The following is a 19,703-nucleotide window of genomic DNA, read 5'->3' on the forward strand; positions in this document are numbered from 1 at the left end:
TATTCATAATTAATTCCCCGTTCTCTCCATTTGTTTTGATTATAACGGGTTTTCTGATTGAATTAACACAAAAAATCCCGAATAGTGGACTTTTTTATAAGTGTCCATTATTCGGGATACAGTTCATCTAGCCTTCACCATACCAGTTTCATAGTATGTGAGAATCACTGAGCTATGATGAGTCTTAAGCCTATATTATCTAGATGTCAACTGACGGATCGGACTTTGTCGTGAAAGCATCGGTATGACGGTTTCGAATGGAACTGGAATTTCGAGGAACCCATAAGCATAGGGTGTATACTCGTATAACTGGTAATACAATACGAGTGCCTCATCTGTCAAATAATATTCTTGTTTATCTGACACTTTCGGAGGCTGATCGAAAACCGGGATATTTTCAGCTTTAATATAATCACTTACATAACGAGTCAATCGCGTCTTATAGTAGCTGTTCGGATTGAAGAGTTCTGAAAATGTGAAATGATGACCTGATAAAGTAGAAAACGTCAAGGCTCTCCGGACTTGCATGGGATGGGCGGCGTGTTCCTTGTAAAAGTCTAAGAGGATGATGATGCTTAACACACCGTTGCGGTTCGCTTTGATTGAATACGTGATGGTGACACTTGTATCGGGTTCTTCAGCTTCTTCTTTCAATTGATTCACGACTTTGCGTATTGCTTTATTGATCTGAGCTTCGACTTTCATATTCTTCATCCCGACAATTTTCGGGTAACTCACTTTGGTAGGACCTTTTTCATTTTTAATGGTGATTATTTTCACCGGCTTGATCGGATCAAACATCCTTTTCCCTCTTTTCAATTCGGGCATGGGCGATTATCATGATGGTATATGTTATTCAATTCCCTATATTTTGGTACACGATTTTATAGAAAGGGTGATGAAGAATGATACGGAGAGCCGAAAGGAAAGACATCTGCCAGATCGCCGAAGTACACGTTGCAAGTTGGAAAACGACTTACCGGGGGATTGTGTCGGATACATTCCTCGATTCATTAACATCTGAACAGAAAGTTTCACAATGGACGCGAAATTTAGAACAGGCTGATCCGATCTTACTCGTAGCTGTTGAAGATGGAAAGGTAGTCGGGTTTGTCAGCGCTGGAAATAACAGAAGTGATCATCTTCCATTTGAAGCTGAGATTTATGCGATATACATATTGAAAGAATATCAGCGAAAAGGGATCGGCAAAGCGCTCGTCAATGCGGCAGTCACCGAATTCAAATCTCGCAATTGGGAATCGATGCTGATCTGGGCGTTGGAAGAGAACGATTCGAAGCATTTCTATGAAAAACTAGGCGGAAAAGAAGCAGGACGAGATCAATTGCAAATCGAAGGACAGTTTCACACTGAAATTGCTTATGGCTGGGCGGAACTGACGTAGGAAGCTGCATTTTTGATCAAAGAAAGACTGCACCACCTAAAGGTACAGCCTGATTGATGATCAATCATACGATTTCTTTTCGAGTCCGTCATAGATGTCTTCTAATTCGGCAAGAAAATTCAGTTGGAGAGGACCTGGAAGCTGTTCTTGAATTTCCTCCATTTCAGACATGGACTCCAATTCTTCGTAACTTCCAGGTTTCGTTTCAAGGGAGTGGTACCAGTATTTCACTGCACCGATCATATCGTAAAAATGACGTTCAAATCGTTCAGCCCACTCAGCCCCTTCATCACCTCTTGTCTTCTGCATTTCCTCCCAGTCTTCAAGTGCAGCATCAAGCTTCTCTTTTACGAGAGAAAAATCATTTTGTGACATTTGAACGTTCAGCTGCTTTCACTACCTCAGCACCAAGGGTATTTTTAAAATGGTCGAGTGCCCACTCGTGGCCTGCCGGATTGAATGTTTGTACTGCGTCCTCATGGACGACGATTTTGAAACCTTCGTTATAAGCGTCAATTGCTGTATGCAATACACAGATGTCTGTGCAAACACCGACAAGATGGAGTTCATGGATCCCCCGCTCGCGCAGTTTCAACTCCAGATCAGTCCCTGCAAACGCGCTGTATCTGGTCTTATCCATCCAATAGACCCGGTCCTTGACCTTCTCATAATATTCACCAAGCTCACCATACTGGAAACGGCCAGATGTACCACGGATATTATGGGCTGGGAACAACGTACTCTCAGGATGATGCGGGTCATTTTCGTCATGGACATCCACAGCAAAAACGACATATTCACCAGCTTCGACGAAAGACTGGGTCAATTCAGTGATTCGCCTTTCGATCGATTGACCAGATTCTCCACAAGTCAAACGGCCATCGTCTGCGACAAAATCATTCGTATAATCAATGACAACCAAAGCTTTCACGATACATTCCCCCTATCACATTTCTACCTCCATTATAACGGAAAAAAGCACCCAGTATTGAGTGCTTTTTGGTCATTTTGCAGTTTATCATTTTCCAATGGTCGGTGAATTAGAAACAACACCGGCTAAAACCGTCACGTCCTATGACAACGCCGGTACTAGTACGTCCTGTACGTCGAAAGTTCAAGGCACGAAGGTTTTGAGGACTCGGAAAGGATACCGGCTAAAACCTTCACGTCCTGTGACAACGGCAGTACTAACACGTCCTGTGCGTCGGAAATTCGCAGTTTATCATTTACCGACTTAGAAAAGACCGACAGCTTGCCCATCCTCATTAACATCCATGTTAAGTGCAGCAGGTTTCTTCGGAAGTCCTGGCATCGTCATCACGTTTCCAGTCAATGCAACGACAAACCCTGCACCGATTGAAGCGCGTAATTCCCGGATCTGGATTCTGAATCCTTTCGGACGTCCAAGCAGAGTTGGATCATCAGACAATGAATACTGGGTCTTCGCCATGCATACAGGAAGGTTATCCCAACCATTTTCCGTGAATTCTTTCAGCTGTTTCTTCGCTTTTGGTGAAAAATCTACTCCATCCGCTCCATATACAATACGGGCGATCGTTTCGATTTTTTCCTCAATAGGAAGTTCTAACGTGTAGAGCGGTTTATAATTATTTTCGGCTGATTCGATCATATCGACGACTTTTTGAGCAAGCTCTTCTCCACCCTGGCCGCCGTCAGCCCATACTTTAGCTACTGCTACCTCTACGCCGTTTTTCGCACACCATTCTTTTACGTATTCGACTTCTCGATCCGTATCTTTCACAAAATGGTTAAGCGCCACAACGAACGGTAAACCGAACGCTTTGACAGTTTCAAGGTGCTTTTCTAAGTTCACCATTCCCTTAGCAAGGGCATCAAGGTTTTCTTCACCAAGTTGATCTTTCGGAACTCCCCCATGCATCTTCAAGGCACGGACTGTCGCTACAACGACGACGAGATTCGGATCGATTTCGCCATACCGCGCTTTGATATCAAGGAACTTCTCGGCTCCAAGATCTGCTCCGAATCCAGACTCTGTCACGACATAGTCACCTAGTTTCGATGCCATTTTTGTTGCGATGACACTATTACAACCGTGCGCGATGTTTGCAAAAGGTCCGCCATGGATCAAGGCAGGCGTATTTTCCAACGTCTGTACAAGGTTCGGCTTGATTGCATCTTTCAAAAGAAGCGCAAGTGCACCTTCAACACCGAGATCCTTTACAGTGACAGGCTGTTTGTTCGTATCATACGCGACGACCATTTTAGATAGACGTTTCTTAAGATCCTTGACGTTCTGGGATAAACAGAAAATCGCCATGATTTCAGAAGCAACAGTGATATCAAATCCATCTTCCCGCGGAACACCTTGAACCGGGCCGCCAAGACCAACGACAACATTTCGAAGTGAACGGTCGTTCATATCGACCACACGCTTCCAAACGATCCTGCGTGTATCGATGTTCAGCTCATTTCCCTGATGGATATGATTATCGATCAATGCTGATAATGCGTTATTTGCTGTTGTGATCGCGTGCAAATCGCCAGTGAAATGGAGATTGATCTCTTCCATCGGCATGACTTGTGAATAACCGCCGCCAGCTGCACCGCCTTTGATCCCCATGCTCGGTCCTAAAGATGGTTCACGTAACGCGATCAACGCTTTTTTTCCGATTTTATTGAGCGCCTGTCCAAGTCCAACCGTAACCGTCGATTTCCCTTCACCTGCAGGCGTCGGATTGATTGATGTAACAAGGACGACCTTCCCTTCAGCCGTTTCCTTCAAGCGATCCATTACATCCAAAGAAATTTTTGCTTTGTAACGTCCGTAAGGTTCCCACTCTTCTTCTGATAGGTTCAATTGTTCAGCAATTTCTTTTATAGGTAAAAGCTTTGCCTCCTGGGCAATTTCAATATCTGTTTTAACCTTCGTGTTTTCGACCACGTGCCAATCCCTCCATCATCTAATTACACTTGACTCTTATATTTGTTTGCAACGTACCTTAATTACGCCGCCCATATAATACGATAACAATACTCCTTGAAAAATGAAAGCACTTTCATACAAATTGAAGGGATTTTTTACTATTTCTGTATAAGTTCTGTCCCTTCGGATGATTGCTTCACTTTTCCTTCCTTCAGCAGCTTCCCCATCGCCCTTTTGAAAGCCGCTTTTGACAGTCCGAATGCCTGTTTGAGGTCCTCTGGAGCTGATTTGTCATGATACGGCATGAACCCACCGTTCTTCTCCAAATAATCGATCAAACGCTGGGAGTCTTCTTCATAAGCGATTTCCTTCGGTGCTTTGAGAGACGCATTCATCCTGCCGTCTTCACGTATGAATGTCACCCTTACTTGCAAGCGCTGACCGAGCCGAAGCTTCGTATCCGCTTCATCTTGATGGAGGAAAGCAATGTAGCGGTCATCCGTAAAAATCATCGCTCCTTGTTCATTGAATCGATAGATATGTCCCGTCAAATATTGGTTACGAAGTGTTTCCGGAGCGGTTTGTGATAGCGTTTCGATTTCTTCATTCGTTGCCAGGTCTGCGAATAACCGCCCCTTTTTATCCGTACGCAGTCCGCAATATAATTTATCTCCTTCTTGTGGCCATAATGAGCGCTCCGTCGGCAAGTCATCCTTTGATAGCAAAACATCCTTTTTGATGCCGATATTCATGAAAACACCTAAACTATGCTTGAACCCGACGACTTCCAACCATGCAATACTGTTCATATCGATGAAAGGCATCGTTGTCGTTGCTGCAAGACGTCCTTTATGATCGTGGTAAAGGAATACCTTCACCCGTTCATCATTTTCCAAATCATTTTCCGTTTCTGATCGGTGCAAAAAGACCTCTTCCCTCTTCGCATTCGTCAGCACATACCCTAATTCCGTTTTACGATCGACAATCAGGTTGACGATATTTCCAGCTTCTAATGAATTCATTATTAACAACTTCCTTTTCGATCTTTGTCATTATTCTTTCCCATTATATCAGAATGATTGATCTGGATAATCACAAAATTCCACGATTGTCCCCTCGGTGGAAATCGGGTTCAGATATATCAACCGACGGCCAAATTGGTTCGTCCGGTATGTATCTTTGAGGAATCGGATTCCTTGCTGTTCAGCTTCTTCAATTGCCTGGTCCAGATCATCAACACGATAAGCCACGTGGTGGACTCCCTTTCCTTTTTGCCTTATAAACCGAGCAACAGGCGACGTATTTGAAGTGGGTTGAAGCAGCTCGATCAGTTCTCCATCAACTCTGACAGCCGCAACATGAACCTCCACACCAGGTGCTTCACTTGTATAACGATGCTCCACCTTGCCCCCGAGTATTTTCACATAAAAGTTGAGTGCTTCATCTATATCTCGGACAGCTATACCAATGTGGTCAAGGGTTTTCTGCATAAGACAGGGATCACTCCTTCAAAATCGATTCCAGTTTAAAATTACATGTAAAAGGCAACAGTATAGTATACTATTAGGTAATTCATCTCTAAGGAGGAAGATCATGCCAAAGATTACAGTGCCAGACCATGGAACATTTGATGTAGAAGAAGGGAAAAAACTCGTATTAGCACTTGAAGACAACGGAATCAACATCCTCCACCGTTGTGGCGGTAAAGCGAAATGTACGACTTGCCGAGTAGAAGTGGAAGCCGGTGATTTCGGTGAATTGACAGACATTGAAAAAGAAGCCTTCAGCCGAAAAGGACTACAGGAAGGATTCCGGTTATCTTGCCAGGTACGTGTGAACGATGACGCAACCGTGCGCCCGATCATGACCGAAGAAAACGCCGACATGGACGCTGGACCAAGACCAGCCGAATAAAAGGATGCAGTGAAAGGACTTCGATGGTGGAGTCCTTTTTCAATGCAATAGTCGTGATTATTTTCGGTTTTGTCGTGATTATTTTCGGTTTTGTCGTGATTATTTTCGGTTTTGTCGTGATTTCTTAGAATGATGTTGTAACTTCTTTTAATCTTGTCGCGATCATGATTTTCTATGCAATCACTTAATCCCTTCCCAATCGGCTAAAAACTGTTCTATAAAGCCTTCCATGTAGCGATGGCGTTCCTCCGCGAGTTTTACTCCTGTTTCCGTGTTCATCAAGCTTTTCAACTTGAACAATTTTTCATAAAAATGATTGATTGCGGTGCTTTCACCGTGTCTGTATTCTTCCTTAGTCATCGGTTCTGTTCTCGGCGGCAAATGGGCTTGATGCATCGCTTCCCCTTTCGCCCCAGCAAACATGAACGTCCGGGCTATCCCGATTGCACCGAGTGCATCCAGACGATCCGCGTCCTGGACAACTTTCCCCTCCAGTGTCCGCATTCCCTTTTCCGAACTCTTGCTGAACGACATCGTTGTTATGATTTCTACAATGTGCTTGATTACTTCTTGCTGTAAATCTTCATTTTCTAAAACACGAGTTACTTCCTGTAAAGCTTCGTCTTCATCTTCAACCAGCTTGTCGTCAATCAGATCATGGAGCAGCACAGCAAGTTCACAGACCATCAAGTCAGCACCTTCATTTTTACCGATACGTAAAGCTAACGATCGGACTCTTTCGATATGGTCCCAGTCATGACCCGTATGATCATCCTTCAATTTTTCTTTTACCAGTTGTTCGATATTCGCTCGAATTTGTTCCATTAATCATTCTCTCCTTAAAGAAACCTGACTCAGCCAATCCTTAGGCGCTAGTTGAGCCTCTTCAATGCATGGAAAAAACAGCATTCCGTCAGATGCTGTTTTGTGGCTGTTTTTCTCTATGTAATGTTTTCGGAACGATCCGATTCTTTTGGACAAATCGTTTCGCCTCGAAATAGTTCTCAACCCCGGCTTGTTTCATAGCCTCCAATAAAGCGATGTAATAACTTCCTTCAAACTTGACCTGAACCTTCAAGGTCGTTTCAATCGCTACATTGACAACTTCCTCTTCCGAATCCGTATACTTTTTCCCAAAATAAATGAATGCAATATGATTTTCGGTCAAATGGATGCCTTTGCTGCTTAAAAACTCGATATAATTACCAGTCGAATCAATATGCATATACCTTAAGCCCTACCCCTTTTTTAAAAATTGGTATTTTTATATTAACATAAAAAAAGAGGAGCGGAACCAAAGTTATCAGAATTTCGTTATTTTTCTACACTTTTCGACATCAATGATTCTCCAAGGGCTTGAAGCCGCTGGCCGACACTGCAGTCCCGATTGCAAAAGCTTTGGGCATAGTTTTTCCCATAATCTTTCTTGAACGCATCACGCACAAAACAATCCCGGCAGAATGTGTTCAATGTCCATTCGATTTCCTCTGTCACAACCCTTCGTTCCACTCGTCTCACTCCTGCATTTTAATGATGAATTTCTGGCTTGCACCGTTATTTCTGAAAGTTACACCGATAAATATCAAGTTTGCACCGTTATTTCTGGAGATTGCACCGATAATTATCGAGTTTGCACCGTTATTTCTGGTGGTTTCACTGATATCTCCAATAGAATCCTCACTATAAGTATACCGTTTCTTGTTTTATTTTATTGATACCACTGCTTTTTCTATGCCAAAAGAAAACCACCCGCGAGGGAGTGGTTAGTCTTGGCTGCTTCCTTTTTCTAAGACTGATATCAGTTCCCGCAAGTAATCCGGAAGATCAGGCGGCCTTCGACTTGAAACGAGATGGCCATCAACCGTAACGGACTCATCACGCCACTCAGCACCTGCATTCTTCATATCATCCTTGATTCCAGGGGTACTTGTCACCACTTTATCATTCAATATACCTGCAGATATCAGGACCCATCCAGCATGGCAGATCTGGCCGATCACCCGCTTTTGGTTTTCCATGAACTGCACGATTTCCAAAACCTTTTCATCACGTCGTAATTTATCAGGCGCCCAACCGCCAGGGACGAGAACGCCATCGTATTCATAAAAGTTCACGTCATCATAGCTGTAATCCGCAACTGCCGGAACTCCATATTTCCCTTTGTACGCTTTGTTTTCTTCTTTACCGACGATGTGTACCGTCGCGCCTTCTTCCCGAAGCCTCATCACCGGATACCACAGTTCAAGGTCTTCGAAGTCATCTTCTACAAAAGCCAATATACGCTTATTCGACAGTCTCATCATGTGAACCTCCTTTTTTTACAACATTCGTTGTTCGACCTTTCTTGAAGGCCGTAATCCATGCAGGTATGGTAGTACCATTACCCGATTTTTGTGATAATATAAACGTTAGTATTAAAAGTTAAAAGGGGATTTCTATGATAGATGTTTATGTAGATGGCGCAAGTTCAGGGAATCCAGGCCCATCTGGTGCGGGTATATTCATTAAAGGATTGCCGGAAGGTCCAGAATCCTATTCGATTCCACTCGGAACGATGACAAACCATGAAGCTGAATACCATGCGGTCATCCACGCGTTGAAAATCTGTATCGGAAAACAATATAAAATCGTATCTTTTCGGACGGATTCCCAGCTAGTCGAGCAGGCTGTCGATAAGGAATACGTAAAAAAGAATCTGTATCAACCGCTGTTGCAACAGATTCTTCATTTGAAAGATGACTTGGACCTCTTCTTCATCAAATGGATTCCAAGCTCCCAAAACAAAAATGCAGACAAGCTCGCACGTGCTGCGATTCAGTTGAATGAACCAATGTAGTTCGGATTGAGCAACTTTGCTCCTTAATCGTACAACTTGGTACGATTTTACTAAAAAAAGGAGTTGACTACCTCACCACAAACTTTCCTATTGGGATTGGAACCACTTGATCAACGCCTGGGTCCCGCAGTTTTCCTCCCCTTTTTCAGCTAATGATTTATAAAGGGAAAGCGATAACTCCAGTCCAGGGGTTGTCATTCCCATCTCTGTCGCCGACTCTAAGGCAATACTCATGTCTTTGATGAAATGTTTGATATAAAATCCGGGTTGATCGTCTTCAGCAATCATCCGAGGTGCCAGGTTGCTTAACGACCAGCTTCCTGCTGCACCTGTGGTGATGCTATCAAGTACTTTCGACGGATCGAGCCCCGCTTTTTCCGCATATACAATTGCTTCACAAACACCGATCATGTTCGTCGCAATCGCAATCTGGTTGCACATTTTCGTATGCTGACCTGCGCCGGCTTTTCCCTGGAGGATGATGTTCTCCCCCATCACATCAAAAATCGGTTTGACAGCCTCAAAAACTTCTGGATCACCGCCTACCATGATGGCCAGCTTACCGTTCCTCGCACCGATGTCCCCACCTGAAACCGGGGCATCCAATGCAAAAATTTTCCTCGTCAAAGCTTCTTCATAAATTTCTTTCGCAAGCGCAGGGCTCGAAGTCGTCATATCAATGACATAGGTATGAGTCCTGGCATTTTCAAGTATTCCTTTTTCACCGAAATAGACTTCTTCAACATCATGTGGATACCCGACCATCGTAATGATGATGTTCGATTCCGAAGCAAGTTCAGCCACGGTCTCTTTCCAAACTGCACCTGAGTCAAGAAGAGTTTCTGCCTTTGACTTTGTCCGCGTGTGAAGAAGGACGGAATACCCATCATCCATCAAGTTTTTCGCCATGCTTTGCCCCATCACACCAGTTCCCACAAATCCGATTGTCGCTTCTTTTATATCCATAATTACCTCCATCCTTACAAAAAATAAAACCCCCATTATAAAAGGAGTTCTTCAATCATTCCGAATTTCCTTTAGAAGAGATTACCAATGTCCATATGGATGATTATTTATATCTGTTAAAAGTCCGTTTGCTTTCCTTGAACGGATCAATGATCTCTGCGCGTGCTAAAGGATTGTTTTTATAAATTGTCCGCATACGATCTTTGATAGGTCTTTGATCATCAAAATAGTCATAGCTCCATTTTTCCCTGCATTGCATACCATGTCCCTTATCCTTCAGAATCGTTTTATAATTCCTGATAATTTCATGGCTCTTTGAATGTGTGGTTGTATTGATGAAACCCGAGAAATGGAAAAACCGGAGAGGAAGTCCATTGACAAAATATTTTCCGTTTTGTATTTTTAGCGCCCGTTCAAAAAAGTTCCATTTCGCAATGTTATATCCTGGATGTTTCAATTGCAGGACGTGATCAAAATAGACCGGCACATGATCAATCCATCTTTGTTCATTATAAAGACCGCGTGGTGGGTCAGTATAACTGAAATGTTCAAGCCGTTCTGCCCACCAATCCACAAATGCATTTGCCGTTCTTGTTCTTTTTATCGCTACAAAGCCTGTATTGAATATTCCAGCTTGAAGGAATGACTGTTCGCAGCCCCTTGATGCCAAATCTTCTGGAGGATGGAGGATATGAGGTGTAATGACAATAGAATGGGTTTTCAATGCATCCTGCACCTCGGTGAACGGACTGAAAACTTGCGTATCTGCGTCTAAAAGTACAAAGTTGTTTTCGGATGGATGGGCCTGAAGCAAATGACGGAACAATTGCCCTTTACAAGCTCCAGAAGCTTCATATTGGTTATATTTGAAAATCATCTGATTGAAATCCTTAAACCCTATGTCTTTTGCAAGAATAGTATCATCAAAACTTCTGAAAGACTCGATATTATGGGGCATCTCTTTCTCAAGGACACAGACAATGAATTTATGTTCAGGCATATGCCGTTTGATCGAGTCCCTTAGTATGGACGCTAATGCTAGATGATTGGCACAAACAATTGTAAAAAACAACATGTTCAACGCCCTTTTCTTTTGTTTCTTACTTTTGTACTGTTCTTACTGTAGCTCCATTGACAGTTTTGCGGGTATATCTCGCTGTACTCCTGAAGTTCCAGAAGATATTCTTCAAGGATCGGATAAATGGCACTCGTTTCATCGATATGCTCAGAAAGCCTATCCACTTGTGAAAAATGAAAGAAACGAAAAGGTTCACCATTAGCGAAATATGAGACACCTTCCGAAGTGATCTGCCGTTGTTGTAAATTCCAGAAAGCAACATTATAACCGGGATGTTTAAGGATCTTGATTTCATCAAATAAACTTACCGCTGCCGTCAACCATCTTTGATCTGTATGGAATCCGGATTTATAATCAACGAATGCGTAATGTTTCAGACGTTCGTTCCACCAGTCAAGGAAACGATCAGTAACCGATGACCGTTTCAAGCCTATGAATCCACCGCTGATGACGCCGACTTTCAAGGCTTCGACTTCTGCATTCTCTCCGAAAATTGTATGCGTGATTTCGGGAGGAGTAATGAAATGCGGCGTGAAAATGATCAAATTGTTCCGAAAAGCCTCTTCTAATTCAGGAAATGACGAAAAGAGCTTCACATCAGAATCCAAGTAAATGATACATTCTTTATCGGCGTATTGCTGGAGTGAATATTTAAGTAACTGCGCTTTTACTGCACAGGTCGCTTCGAATTGATTGTACCTCGAGATCACTTTTTCAACGTCAAATCCCATGTCCTTTGCTAACACAACTTCGTCAAAAAAAGGTTCGTTCTCAATTTGGGGCGGGAGATCTTTTTCGACAAGACACACAATCATTCTACTGTCTGGAATGTGTTTTTTAAGAGACATCGCTAAAGCTTTTGCTCGTGCAAGGTGATTGGAACAAACGGACGTACAAAATATCATTTTAAAAGCCACCAAACTTTTCCGAAATTGGACAGCAACATCAGTATCCTTTAATCAATTTATGTATTGATAGCGAAAGCGTTCGAAAAAAGAGCTGCCCTCAACATCGATTGATGTTAAAGGCAGCTCTTCATATATCTACATCCTGACACGCAGTTCCAATCGTTCAACTTCTTCCCGCAGCTTTTCCCGATTGAGCCTCAATGAGAAACCATCCCACGGCGTTTCTTTTAAAATCGGAATTTCCGTATCGATGGTGACCAGTTCCTTGCTTAAGAATGCCATCTCACGGCCAGCGGCAATCTTTTTCAAATAGCGCTTGAAGATCGGATCGAGTTCTTCCTCTTCATAGATCGCTTCTACCGTTCCATATTGCTGGATCATCGGCAAAGCCGCCTTTTCTCCGACGCCGTGGACACCTGGAATGTTGTCGCTTTTATCCCCTAGCAACGCCTTTACATCAATCCATTGAGCAGGCGTGATCCCGTATTCATCGGAAAAATGTTTGAGTGTGTAGGCGTTCTCTTCTTTTTTCTTCGCAATGATTTGTGACACTTTATTGGTCAACAATTGAAGCAGATCACGATCATTGCTGTAGATGAAGCATTCTCCGTCCATTTCGTCGGACCAACGACGTGATAACGTACCGATGATGTCATCCGCTTCATACGGACTGATCGTCAACTGCGTAACGCCGACGATATCGAACAGCTCGGTAATCGTCGTGTACTGCTGGATTAAAGGCTCAGGCAGCTCATTACGTGTATCCTTATAATCTGGAAAACGTTGACGGCGAAGCGTTTCCTCACGCTTCACATCCCATGCAATCGCCAGGTGTGAAGGGTTGTACATTTCAATCAGGTTCAAAAGCTTCTGCACTTTTACACGGAGAGCGTTCGTATAAAGCCCTTCGCTGTTTTTGGTCAGTTCATGATCTTCTCGACCGTAACTTGTAGCAAAATAACACCGGCTCAACAAATTGAAACCATCAATGATAATGAAGCGGTTATCCATTGTTTTATCCCCTTTTCCCGTAAAAAATCCTTCTACCATTGTAGCACAAAATAAGAAAGCTGACCCCTTGAGTATGATGAACTCTTGGAGCCAGCTTTTTTCAGTTATGTAATCCCGCACTTGCCGTGACACTTCATGACTCATAAACCCACATTAGCAGGTGGGTACCCGCATCAATCCGTTCGTCTTCCGCTTCCGAAGTTGCGGCTTGACGTCTAGATCGAGATTTAAGGTTCCCTTTGTCATGGCATCGGTTTAAGACATAAACGTGTCACCAACAATGCAGGAACTTAATTATATCGAGGAATGGTTTTTTTGTAAAGTGAGCAACCCCACCTATTCTTTTTCTCTTCCTCCATGAATAAATTCTTTATAAAGTACATATATTGTTCGTTTAAAAGAATTTAAACCGGGTATATGTTCTTTATATTGAACGATAAAGGAGAATGTAAATTGAAAAAGATTGCACTATTATCGACTCTTCTGCTTGTTTTCAGTTTGACGGCCAACATTATGACACCATTTCAAAATGCCTTTGCGACAAATGATTGGAGCAAAAGTTCACTTAAGTTCATCGATGCTGGAGGTGATTGTGAACAGATTTATGCTGTGGTGAAAAATGGGAATGATTCTGGGAAAATGAGTGGTACAGTCGCGTACGAATTGTACTACATAGAGAACGGTAATCCGAAAAATGGAACCGTTGTTGCAACTGGCACGATCGGACCATTGGATACTGGTGAACCTCAAACCATAACTTTCAATCCTGAAAATCCTGGAAACTATATGTTCAAAGCCTATCAAGAAGACGGTCATCCTGGAACAGGAGTTTTATGGAGTGAAGAAATTAAGGTAGAAAATTGTGAACAGGAGCCACCCCCAGAACCTGAATTGAAACCTCTATCCATCTCTGAAGTTTGTACGGATGATCCGGATTCAAAACGTAAATGGGAAATCCATAATCCAAATGATGAAGCTGTTTCATTCCACTGGAAAATCAAGAATTCCCAACAATCAGGTGAGGCAACGATCGCTGCATCCTCAACTTTAACTTTAGAAACAGACACTATATCCGGAGATAACATACTGGTAGTCCTTTATGGCGATGGGAAGAAAGTGGAACTTAAGAGTAATGGTGAAGAATGTGCTCAAGAGCCACCGGAACCTGTCCTGGATCCTCTCGTTCTTCAATCCGTTTGTACAGATAATCCTGAAGAAACGAGAAAGTGGAAAATTACAAACCCGAACAATGAAGAAGTCATTCTCACGTGGGAAATGGGGTCACAATCAGGTCAACTTACACTTTCGGCCAACGAAACGGAAATGCTTGCGACAGATACAGAAGGAGATAACACTCTTCATGTATTTGTAGAAGGTCAAGAGGCAGTATCACTTGAAAGCTCTGGTGAAAAATGTGGAGAAGAGCCTCCGCCGGCAGAGCTGAAACCACTTGAAGTGATACCTGTATGTTCGGATGATCCAGGTGATCTTCGAGTATGGAAAATTACGAACCCGAATGATGAAGCCCTCGAATTCACCTGGAAGATAGCGGACTCAGATCTTACAGATACGATCAACTTGGAGGGTATGGAGACCATCACTTTAGGTACAAAAACCACGGATGGAAATAATAAGCTAGAAATCTGGGTTGATGGTACATTGCAAAACAGCTTTGAAAGCTCTGATGAAAAATGTGAAGACAATGAGGAACCACCTGAAGAAACCGAATTGGAACCCCCAGTCATCCTTGGACAATGTCATGAGGAAGATTCAAACAAGTACATTTGGAAAATTACAAATCCTAACGAAACCAAAATAACAATCTTGTGGGAAATATTGAATTCTGAACAGACAGGGACTGTGGAACTCGATGCAAATAGTAGTGAAACTATCCATACCATGATCATCGACGCCGAAAATATCCTTAAACTTTCAGGTGCTGACATGGAAACAGTGGAACTGAAAGCTGATACCTCACAATGTAAGAATGATGAACCGATCGACGAAGAGGACAAAGACGAAGATAAAAATGATGACAAAGAACAAGATAAGGACACTGATGATCCTGCCTCACCTATTCCAGGGTCGAACGATAAACTTCCTAACACGGCCACACCTTGGTACAACATACTTTTGATTGCTTCTATTCTCGCTCTTGGTTCAGGAGGCTATTTACTAAGACTGAAAAAGGTTTGGTGAGATCATGGGACTCTATAGAGAGGATAAGTTTAAATTACAAATGATCATTGCGGGGGGAGTTTTCCTCCTCTCGCTTTTCTTCATTTTTTATGCTTTGATTCAGCTACAACAAAGTAACAATCGTATCGAAGAAGCACTTCGGGATTGGGATTACCAGGAAACAATCAGAGGCACACAAGAAATGCCCATCATTCAACTGGATAACAACTCACCAGACAAAGCAAGCACGCCCCACACGAGTGATACTAATGTTAATACTGACAACCCACAAGCTTTTTCCATCCCGTTACCTAATGACCTGATTGGAAAAATGATCATTCCCAAATTGAATCGTGAATTACCAATTGTCCAAGGGACTTCCGACGCGCAATTGTCAAAGGGTGTGGGGCATTATATCAACAGCAGCATGCCCGGTGAACAAAACAACACCGTTCTGGCCGGCCACAGGGATACTGTATTTCGCAATTTAGATGAATTAGTTCCTAAAGATGAAATCATCGTTAAAACAATTAATGGAACATTCACCTATCGAATTTCCGATTCAAAGATTGTAAGTCCTGACGAGGTATCTGTTCTCGCCCCTTCTGATCAGCCTATTCTGACATTAATCACTTGCTACCCATTCAACTTCATCGGAAATGCCCCGGAACGTTATATCCTTACAGCTGAGTTAAAGAAACAAGGAGAATAAAACTTTTATCATAGTGATTTCCATTTTCCATCCATCTAATCAGGTACTTTGTCGTATTTTTCTAATATTTTGACAAAAATAGAACTTTTTTTCAGCGTAATCTTACAACCTTTGTATTACACAACGACTATGATAGAAGTATTAATTGGGCCTATACCCCTCCTGTAAAAAGGCAAACCCATCGAAAGACGGGGACGCAAAGTCACAGATCTAAGGTATTTGTTACTACGACGGCTGGGCTACCGAGAGGCAGTATACTTTTTAGGGGGAATGTATGAGTGGGGAAGCTTAAAGATCGTGAAAAATTGGATGTTGAATGGATTGAACTCATGAAGGTCGCAAAACAGGCTGGTTTAACGAAGAATGAAATAAGGGATTTTATTCGTAATTTTCCAATAAAACCCTTAGAAAACAAGGCATAAACCGCCATACATAATCTATTTTTTCAGATGGTTTATGGTATAATTGAATTAAATATACCAAAGAAATCGACCTGAAGGAGTTCAAAAATGATTGGGGATCGTCTTAAACATTACAGAAACCAAAAAGGAATGTCATTATCCGAATTAGCTGATAGAGCTGGAGTCGCTAAATCCTACTTAAGCTCTATCGAACGGAATCTACAAACTAATCCTTCTATTCAATTCCTAGAAAAAGTCTCAAATGTATTGAATATTCCACTCGACAATCTATTGCATGATTCTGTTGATGTTGAGACTGACGATCTGGACCAGGGCTGGATGAAACTTGTCCAGGAAGCCATGGAGTCAGGGGTATCGAAAGAAGAATTCAGAAGTTTTCTAGAGTTCAACAAATGGAAAAAACAACAGGACAATAATTAAGCACCGCAAACATCTTACTGTTTTGCAGTGCTTTTTATTTTGCTCCTAGATTCATATATTTCTGTTGGTAGATGAAGTTCCGGACTTCACTGCTTGATAATCCTAACGCCCTCGCTTCTTTCATCAGCTTAACCCATTCCGGATCGATCAAAAACTCCTCCATTTCAAAGAGATTCAAATCAAGTTCTTTAACTATCCTGATCATGTTGAAAAATGAAGGGTTTTGAATCTTTCCATTCTCTAAATTCAATATGTAAGCTTCAGTAACTTGTACACGTTGTGCAAGGTCAATAACTGAAATATGCTGCTCTAATCTAGCTTCTTTTATTTTGCTCCATAACATGATTTCGATCCCACCTTCTTACGGTTCATCTTTTAAGTTTTCATATCAATCAATGTTCCTACTTTCAATTCTCCAAATAGGATTTCATCATCTTGAATGAAAATTTTTGAGTGTATATGTTTCTGTTCTAATGACTCGATTGCAGATTTCGTGTAGGAATAGGGACACTTTCCTATAAATTGATTATTGATCGAAATTTCACCTATATCTTCATGGTTATAAGTAAGACAAATCTTTCTGTTATTAATATAAGAGATATAATCACCATTCAGCCTGCGAATCATGTGTAGTCCCCTTTTCTTATGGATTTTTAAGCTTTGCTTGAACAATCAAACGATGGGTAGGATCTTTCATCGGATCACAGGTAATGAGGGTTACAATGGTTTTAGAAAGATCTGATGCTAGAACGGAAGTATCATCTGGAAGGACTCTTGTGGTGTGATATACGGTATAAGTGTATGTTTCATCTTTTGTTTTTATTATGATCTCATCTCCATGCACTACCTCGTTTAAACGATTAAAATCTTTACCGTACGTGTAACTTCGATGTGCAGCAATGGCAGAATTTCCGAACTGGCCCAGTGATGAAGTCCCTGATAGATGTCCTGCACCCTTTTTTAGATTGGATAAAGTAGCTCCTTCAAGGACTGGCAGTCTAGCATCGATACTAGGGATTTCCACAGTACCAACCAATTCACCAGATGAAGGAGCTTCAGTACTTTCATCATCTGAAGCATAAACCTTTGACAATGAAGTAAAACTTTCTTCAGCTGTATCAGGGTCTGTTTGATTCCACTCTGAAAGAAGTTGTTGTTGTTGATGGATGCTATATTGGGATTTTAAATAAGGAATGAAAGCCGTCCCCAGACCGATTAAGAAGATGAATAACCCAAGTAGAAACCTCATGAATAATTCACCTTCTTGTTCGAAAACGAGGACGATCACTCGTCAAACGCTTTCGCATAATACCTACACCAAGGCCTGCTAACATAATACCTGATAAGTAATACCATAATGGGTTAGATTCACCTGTTTGTGGCATACCTCCACTATTAGTTGGAATTTCTTTATCCGGTGTACCACCGTTACTTGGCGGTGAAGTGTTACCTTCTGCGTAAAATTCTATTATAAATTCGGTCTCAAGTCCCTGAAATTCGTTACCAGACTCCCAAGGAAACTCTACAGAAAAAGTTATATCTTCCTGTGATTTCTGAGCAAGGTTACGAGGATCAAAGCCTTTAAATTCACTGAGTTTACCTTTATACAAAGAGCCTTTAGAGTCGTTAACTTGAAGGTTAAGTTGATTGTATAAAAGCTCCGAACCAGACTTAAATTCAGCCTTCGTATTATACGTAAAATCATTATTACCATTATTCTGAATAGATATCTTCCGCTCTATAACGTCTCCAGGTTTAATGTTACTAAAATCAAACAATATGTTTGTTGGAGAAGTAGCTATATCTATAACTGAAGAACTCTCATCTGCTCCTGTTGTTCCTATAGGTGAAAATAGTACGAGTGTTAAAACTAGTAAACTATATATAATTACTAATTTACGGCTGATTTTCATTTTAAAAACCTCTCATTCACTCTGTAGAGATAATAGTTTAATAAAAAGGTGGGATACCCCACCTTTTTATTAGTTTATTTTATATTCGAGTTTAGTCTGTAACAGGTTCACTAACAGTTGAACCAGGTTTTACAAGTTGGCTAGGTTCTGTTGAATTATCAGCATCAGAAGAGCCCTGAACCCCGTTGTTAATTGCACCACTACCATGTGAAGAGTCTAGGTTCATGCCATCCCATTGTGTAGCTTCTAAATTGAACCAGAAATTAGCACTATTCCCTTGGAATTTATTTTGTACAAATTCACTATAAGCCCCACCAGTTCTTGTTTGATCATCCTTGAAAGTAATAACAAACATTACACTGTCCATATCTTCTGGGACGACAGGAATTCCTCTTAATGCAGTTTCACCTGATGGTACAACTAATGGTGCAAGGTTTATTCTTCCAGTACCATCAGATGCAATGTAATCAGATTTAATTTTTCCAGAATAAGATGCATTCACTAAATCATAAAGAGTTAATGTTTGCCCTGAGACTACAATACTTTCCCTTGGTTCAAATTTTCCATCAGTATTCTCGGAATCCACTTTTAATGCATCAATCTCAAACTGTTTTAAGAATTCATTTAAATCACTGTTTGTACCATCACCTTGGGTAAAATCATCAGCTGTTGTATTTAATAGTACTTCCTTAATTGCTAAACTACCTGCATTATTCAAATTAAATACACGTTTAATTGAATCCCCTGGTTTCATGTTAGTTAAATCAAAGTTTGCACCTTGATTTACATGACCAACCTCTAAATCCAAAGTACCCGCTGCAAAATGGTTGTTAATTGTTGCAGTATCATTAAATGCTGCCCAAGTTCCTCCCCCAACTAATGATAAACCTAATGCCGCTGTTGCAACTCCCATGCCCAACTTCTTTTTAATACTCATTAACAAAACTCCTCCTCTTTCCACCCATTTGGGTATGTATAATTTATTTTGAACTCACAAAGAAATTTAAGTTTCTATGTGAAGTATCAAACGAATCAAT

The 19,703-nt window shown here is 41.5% G+C and carries 26 protein-coding genes, 1 other RNA gene and 1 riboswitch; of the genes, 7 read left to right on the forward strand and 20 right to left on the reverse strand.

The window, feature by feature from the left end:
• Positions 1–195: 195 nt before the first annotated feature.
• A complete protein-coding gene (locus tag N8M93_RS16255; protein ID WP_261133618.1) occupies positions 196–801 on the reverse strand; it encodes a DUF3298 and DUF4163 domain-containing protein in 606 nt (201 codons plus the stop codon).
• A gap of 104 nt (positions 802–905) precedes the next feature.
• Between N8M93_RS16255 and N8M93_RS16260 the strand changes: the two genes are divergently transcribed.
• Complete coding sequence (locus tag N8M93_RS16260; RefSeq protein ID WP_261133620.1) at positions 906–1,403, forward strand: GNAT family N-acetyltransferase; 498 nt, start codon at positions 906–908, stop codon at positions 1,401–1,403.
• Between the two features lie 60 nt (positions 1,404–1,463).
• Here the strand turns inward: N8M93_RS16260 and N8M93_RS16265 are convergent, their stop codons facing one another.
• The 5 genes from N8M93_RS16265 to N8M93_RS16285 form a co-directional block, all read right to left on the reverse strand.
• Positions 1,464–1,778, reverse strand: coding sequence for a hypothetical protein (locus N8M93_RS16265; RefSeq protein WP_261133622.1), 315 nt, complete (start codon positions 1,776–1,778; stop codon positions 1,464–1,466).
• Positions 1,765–2,337 carry a cysteine hydrolase family protein gene (locus tag N8M93_RS16270; protein ID WP_261133791.1) on the reverse strand — a complete coding sequence of 191 codons (573 nt, stop codon included), beginning with the start codon at positions 2,335–2,337 and terminating at the stop codon, positions 1,765–1,767. Before N8M93_RS16270 ends, N8M93_RS16265 begins: the two co-directional genes overlap by 14 nt.
• A gap of 300 nt (positions 2,338–2,637) precedes the next feature.
• The gene (locus N8M93_RS16275) at positions 2,638–4,326 is read right to left on the reverse strand and encodes a formate--tetrahydrofolate ligase (protein ID WP_261133624.1); all 1,689 of its coding nucleotides are present in this window, start codon (positions 4,324–4,326) and stop codon (positions 2,638–2,640) included.
• A 140-nt stretch (positions 4,327–4,466) separates the two neighbouring features.
• Positions 4,467–5,330 carry a S1 RNA-binding domain-containing protein gene (locus tag N8M93_RS16280; protein ID WP_261133626.1) on the reverse strand — a complete coding sequence of 288 codons (864 nt, stop codon included), beginning with the start codon at positions 5,328–5,330 and terminating at the stop codon, positions 4,467–4,469.
• Between the two features lie 48 nt (positions 5,331–5,378).
• Positions 5,379–5,798 (reverse strand): VOC family protein, encoded by a 420-nt coding sequence (locus tag N8M93_RS16285; RefSeq protein WP_261133628.1) that lies wholly within the window; start codon positions 5,796–5,798, stop codon positions 5,379–5,381.
• Positions 5,799–5,901: 103 nt separating this feature from the next.
• Between N8M93_RS16285 and N8M93_RS16290 the strand changes: the two genes are divergently transcribed.
• A complete protein-coding gene (locus tag N8M93_RS16290) occupies positions 5,902–6,222 on the forward strand; it encodes a (2Fe-2S)-binding protein (RefSeq protein ID WP_261133629.1) in 321 nt (106 codons plus the stop codon).
• Positions 6,223–6,402: 180 nt separating this feature from the next.
• On the opposite strand, the gene N8M93_RS16295 is transcribed toward N8M93_RS16290, so the two are convergent.
• From N8M93_RS16295 to N8M93_RS16310, 4 genes are all read right to left on the reverse strand, one after another.
• On the reverse strand, positions 6,403–7,047 hold the full coding sequence (locus N8M93_RS16295; protein WP_261133631.1) for an HD domain-containing protein: 645 nt from the start codon (positions 7,045–7,047) through the stop codon (positions 6,403–6,405).
• Between the two features lie 88 nt (positions 7,048–7,135).
• Positions 7,136–7,447: a DUF6123 family protein gene (locus N8M93_RS16300; RefSeq protein ID WP_261133632.1), complete on the reverse strand. Its 312-nt coding sequence runs from the start codon at positions 7,445–7,447 to the stop codon at positions 7,136–7,138.
• A gap of 89 nt (positions 7,448–7,536) precedes the next feature.
• Complete coding sequence (locus N8M93_RS16305; protein ID WP_261133634.1) at positions 7,537–7,731, reverse strand: zinc-finger domain-containing protein; 195 nt, start codon at positions 7,729–7,731, stop codon at positions 7,537–7,539.
• A gap of 254 nt (positions 7,732–7,985) precedes the next feature.
• Complete coding sequence (locus N8M93_RS16310; RefSeq protein WP_261133635.1) at positions 7,986–8,522, reverse strand: type 1 glutamine amidotransferase domain-containing protein; 537 nt, start codon at positions 8,520–8,522, stop codon at positions 7,986–7,988.
• A gap of 137 nt (positions 8,523–8,659) precedes the next feature.
• On the opposite strand from N8M93_RS16310, the gene N8M93_RS16315 reads away from it, so the two are divergent.
• Entirely contained in the window at positions 8,660–9,058 is a 399-nt protein-coding gene (locus N8M93_RS16315; RefSeq protein ID WP_261133636.1) for a reverse transcriptase-like protein, read from the forward strand.
• 87 nt (positions 9,059–9,145) lie between these two features.
• Here N8M93_RS16315 and N8M93_RS16320 read toward each other — a convergent pair whose 3' ends face one another.
• The 5 genes from N8M93_RS16320 to ssrS form a co-directional block, all read right to left on the reverse strand.
• Entirely contained in the window at positions 9,146–10,024 is an 879-nt protein-coding gene (locus N8M93_RS16320) for an NAD(P)-dependent oxidoreductase (protein ID WP_261133637.1), read from the reverse strand.
• Positions 10,025–10,127: 103 nt separating this feature from the next.
• Positions 10,128–11,099, reverse strand: a complete 972-nt coding sequence (locus N8M93_RS16325; protein WP_261133640.1) for a hypothetical protein — start codon at positions 11,097–11,099, stop codon at positions 10,128–10,130.
• Positions 11,100–11,101: 2 nt separating this feature from the next.
• Positions 11,102–12,007, reverse strand: coding sequence for a hypothetical protein (locus N8M93_RS16330; RefSeq protein WP_261133642.1), 906 nt, complete (start codon positions 12,005–12,007; stop codon positions 11,102–11,104).
• 138 nt (positions 12,008–12,145) lie between these two features.
• The gene (locus N8M93_RS16335; protein ID WP_261133643.1) at positions 12,146–13,021 is read right to left on the reverse strand and encodes a 5'-3' exonuclease H3TH domain-containing protein; all 876 of its coding nucleotides are present in this window, start codon (positions 13,019–13,021) and stop codon (positions 12,146–12,148) included.
• A 107-nt stretch (positions 13,022–13,128) separates the two neighbouring features.
• Positions 13,129–13,313, reverse strand: a non-coding RNA gene (ssrS, locus tag N8M93_RS16340) — 6S RNA.
• A 161-nt stretch (positions 13,314–13,474) separates the two neighbouring features.
• Here ssrS and tapA point away from each other — a divergent pair.
• From tapA to N8M93_RS16360, 4 genes are all read left to right on the forward strand, one after another.
• Entirely contained in the window at positions 13,475–15,220 is a 1,746-nt protein-coding gene (tapA, locus tag N8M93_RS16345) for an amyloid fiber anchoring/assembly protein TapA (RefSeq protein ID WP_261133645.1), read from the forward strand.
• A 40-nt stretch (positions 15,221–15,260) separates the two neighbouring features.
• Complete coding sequence (locus N8M93_RS16350) at positions 15,261–15,911, forward strand: class D sortase (protein WP_261133647.1); 651 nt, start codon at positions 15,261–15,263, stop codon at positions 15,909–15,911.
• 161 nt (positions 15,912–16,072) lie between these two features.
• A riboswitch (cyclic di-GMP riboswitch) is annotated at positions 16,073–16,158 on the forward strand.
• Positions 16,159–16,189: 31 nt separating this feature from the next.
• Positions 16,190–16,333 carry an anti-repressor SinI family protein gene (locus N8M93_RS16355; protein ID WP_261133649.1) on the forward strand — a complete coding sequence of 48 codons (144 nt, stop codon included), beginning with the start codon at positions 16,190–16,192 and terminating at the stop codon, positions 16,331–16,333.
• Positions 16,334–16,420: 87 nt separating this feature from the next.
• A complete protein-coding gene (locus N8M93_RS16360; RefSeq protein WP_261133651.1) occupies positions 16,421–16,753 on the forward strand; it encodes a helix-turn-helix domain-containing protein in 333 nt (110 codons plus the stop codon).
• 34 nt (positions 16,754–16,787) lie between these two features.
• On the opposite strand, the gene N8M93_RS16365 is transcribed toward N8M93_RS16360, so the two are convergent.
• From N8M93_RS16365 to N8M93_RS16385, 5 genes are all read right to left on the reverse strand, one after another.
• A complete protein-coding gene (locus N8M93_RS16365) occupies positions 16,788–17,096 on the reverse strand; it encodes a helix-turn-helix domain-containing protein (RefSeq protein WP_261133653.1) in 309 nt (102 codons plus the stop codon).
• Positions 17,097–17,128: 32 nt separating this feature from the next.
• Positions 17,129–17,380, reverse strand: a complete 252-nt coding sequence (locus N8M93_RS16370) for a hypothetical protein (RefSeq protein WP_261133655.1) — start codon at positions 17,378–17,380, stop codon at positions 17,129–17,131.
• A gap of 16 nt (positions 17,381–17,396) precedes the next feature.
• Positions 17,397–18,002: a class D sortase gene (locus tag N8M93_RS16375; RefSeq protein ID WP_261133657.1), complete on the reverse strand. Its 606-nt coding sequence runs from the start codon at positions 18,000–18,002 to the stop codon at positions 17,397–17,399.
• A 7-nt stretch (positions 18,003–18,009) separates the two neighbouring features.
• Positions 18,010–18,666, reverse strand: a complete 657-nt coding sequence (locus tag N8M93_RS16380; protein WP_261133659.1) for a TasA family protein — start codon at positions 18,664–18,666, stop codon at positions 18,010–18,012.
• A 91-nt stretch (positions 18,667–18,757) separates the two neighbouring features.
• Entirely contained in the window at positions 18,758–19,603 is an 846-nt protein-coding gene (locus N8M93_RS16385; RefSeq protein WP_261133661.1) for a CalY family protein, read from the reverse strand.
• Positions 19,604–19,703: the final 100 nt, after the last annotated feature.

The organism is Bacillus sp. Marseille-Q3570, assembly GCF_946151055.1.
GTDB lineage: Bacteria > Bacillota > Bacilli > Bacillales > Fictibacillaceae > Pseudalkalibacillus.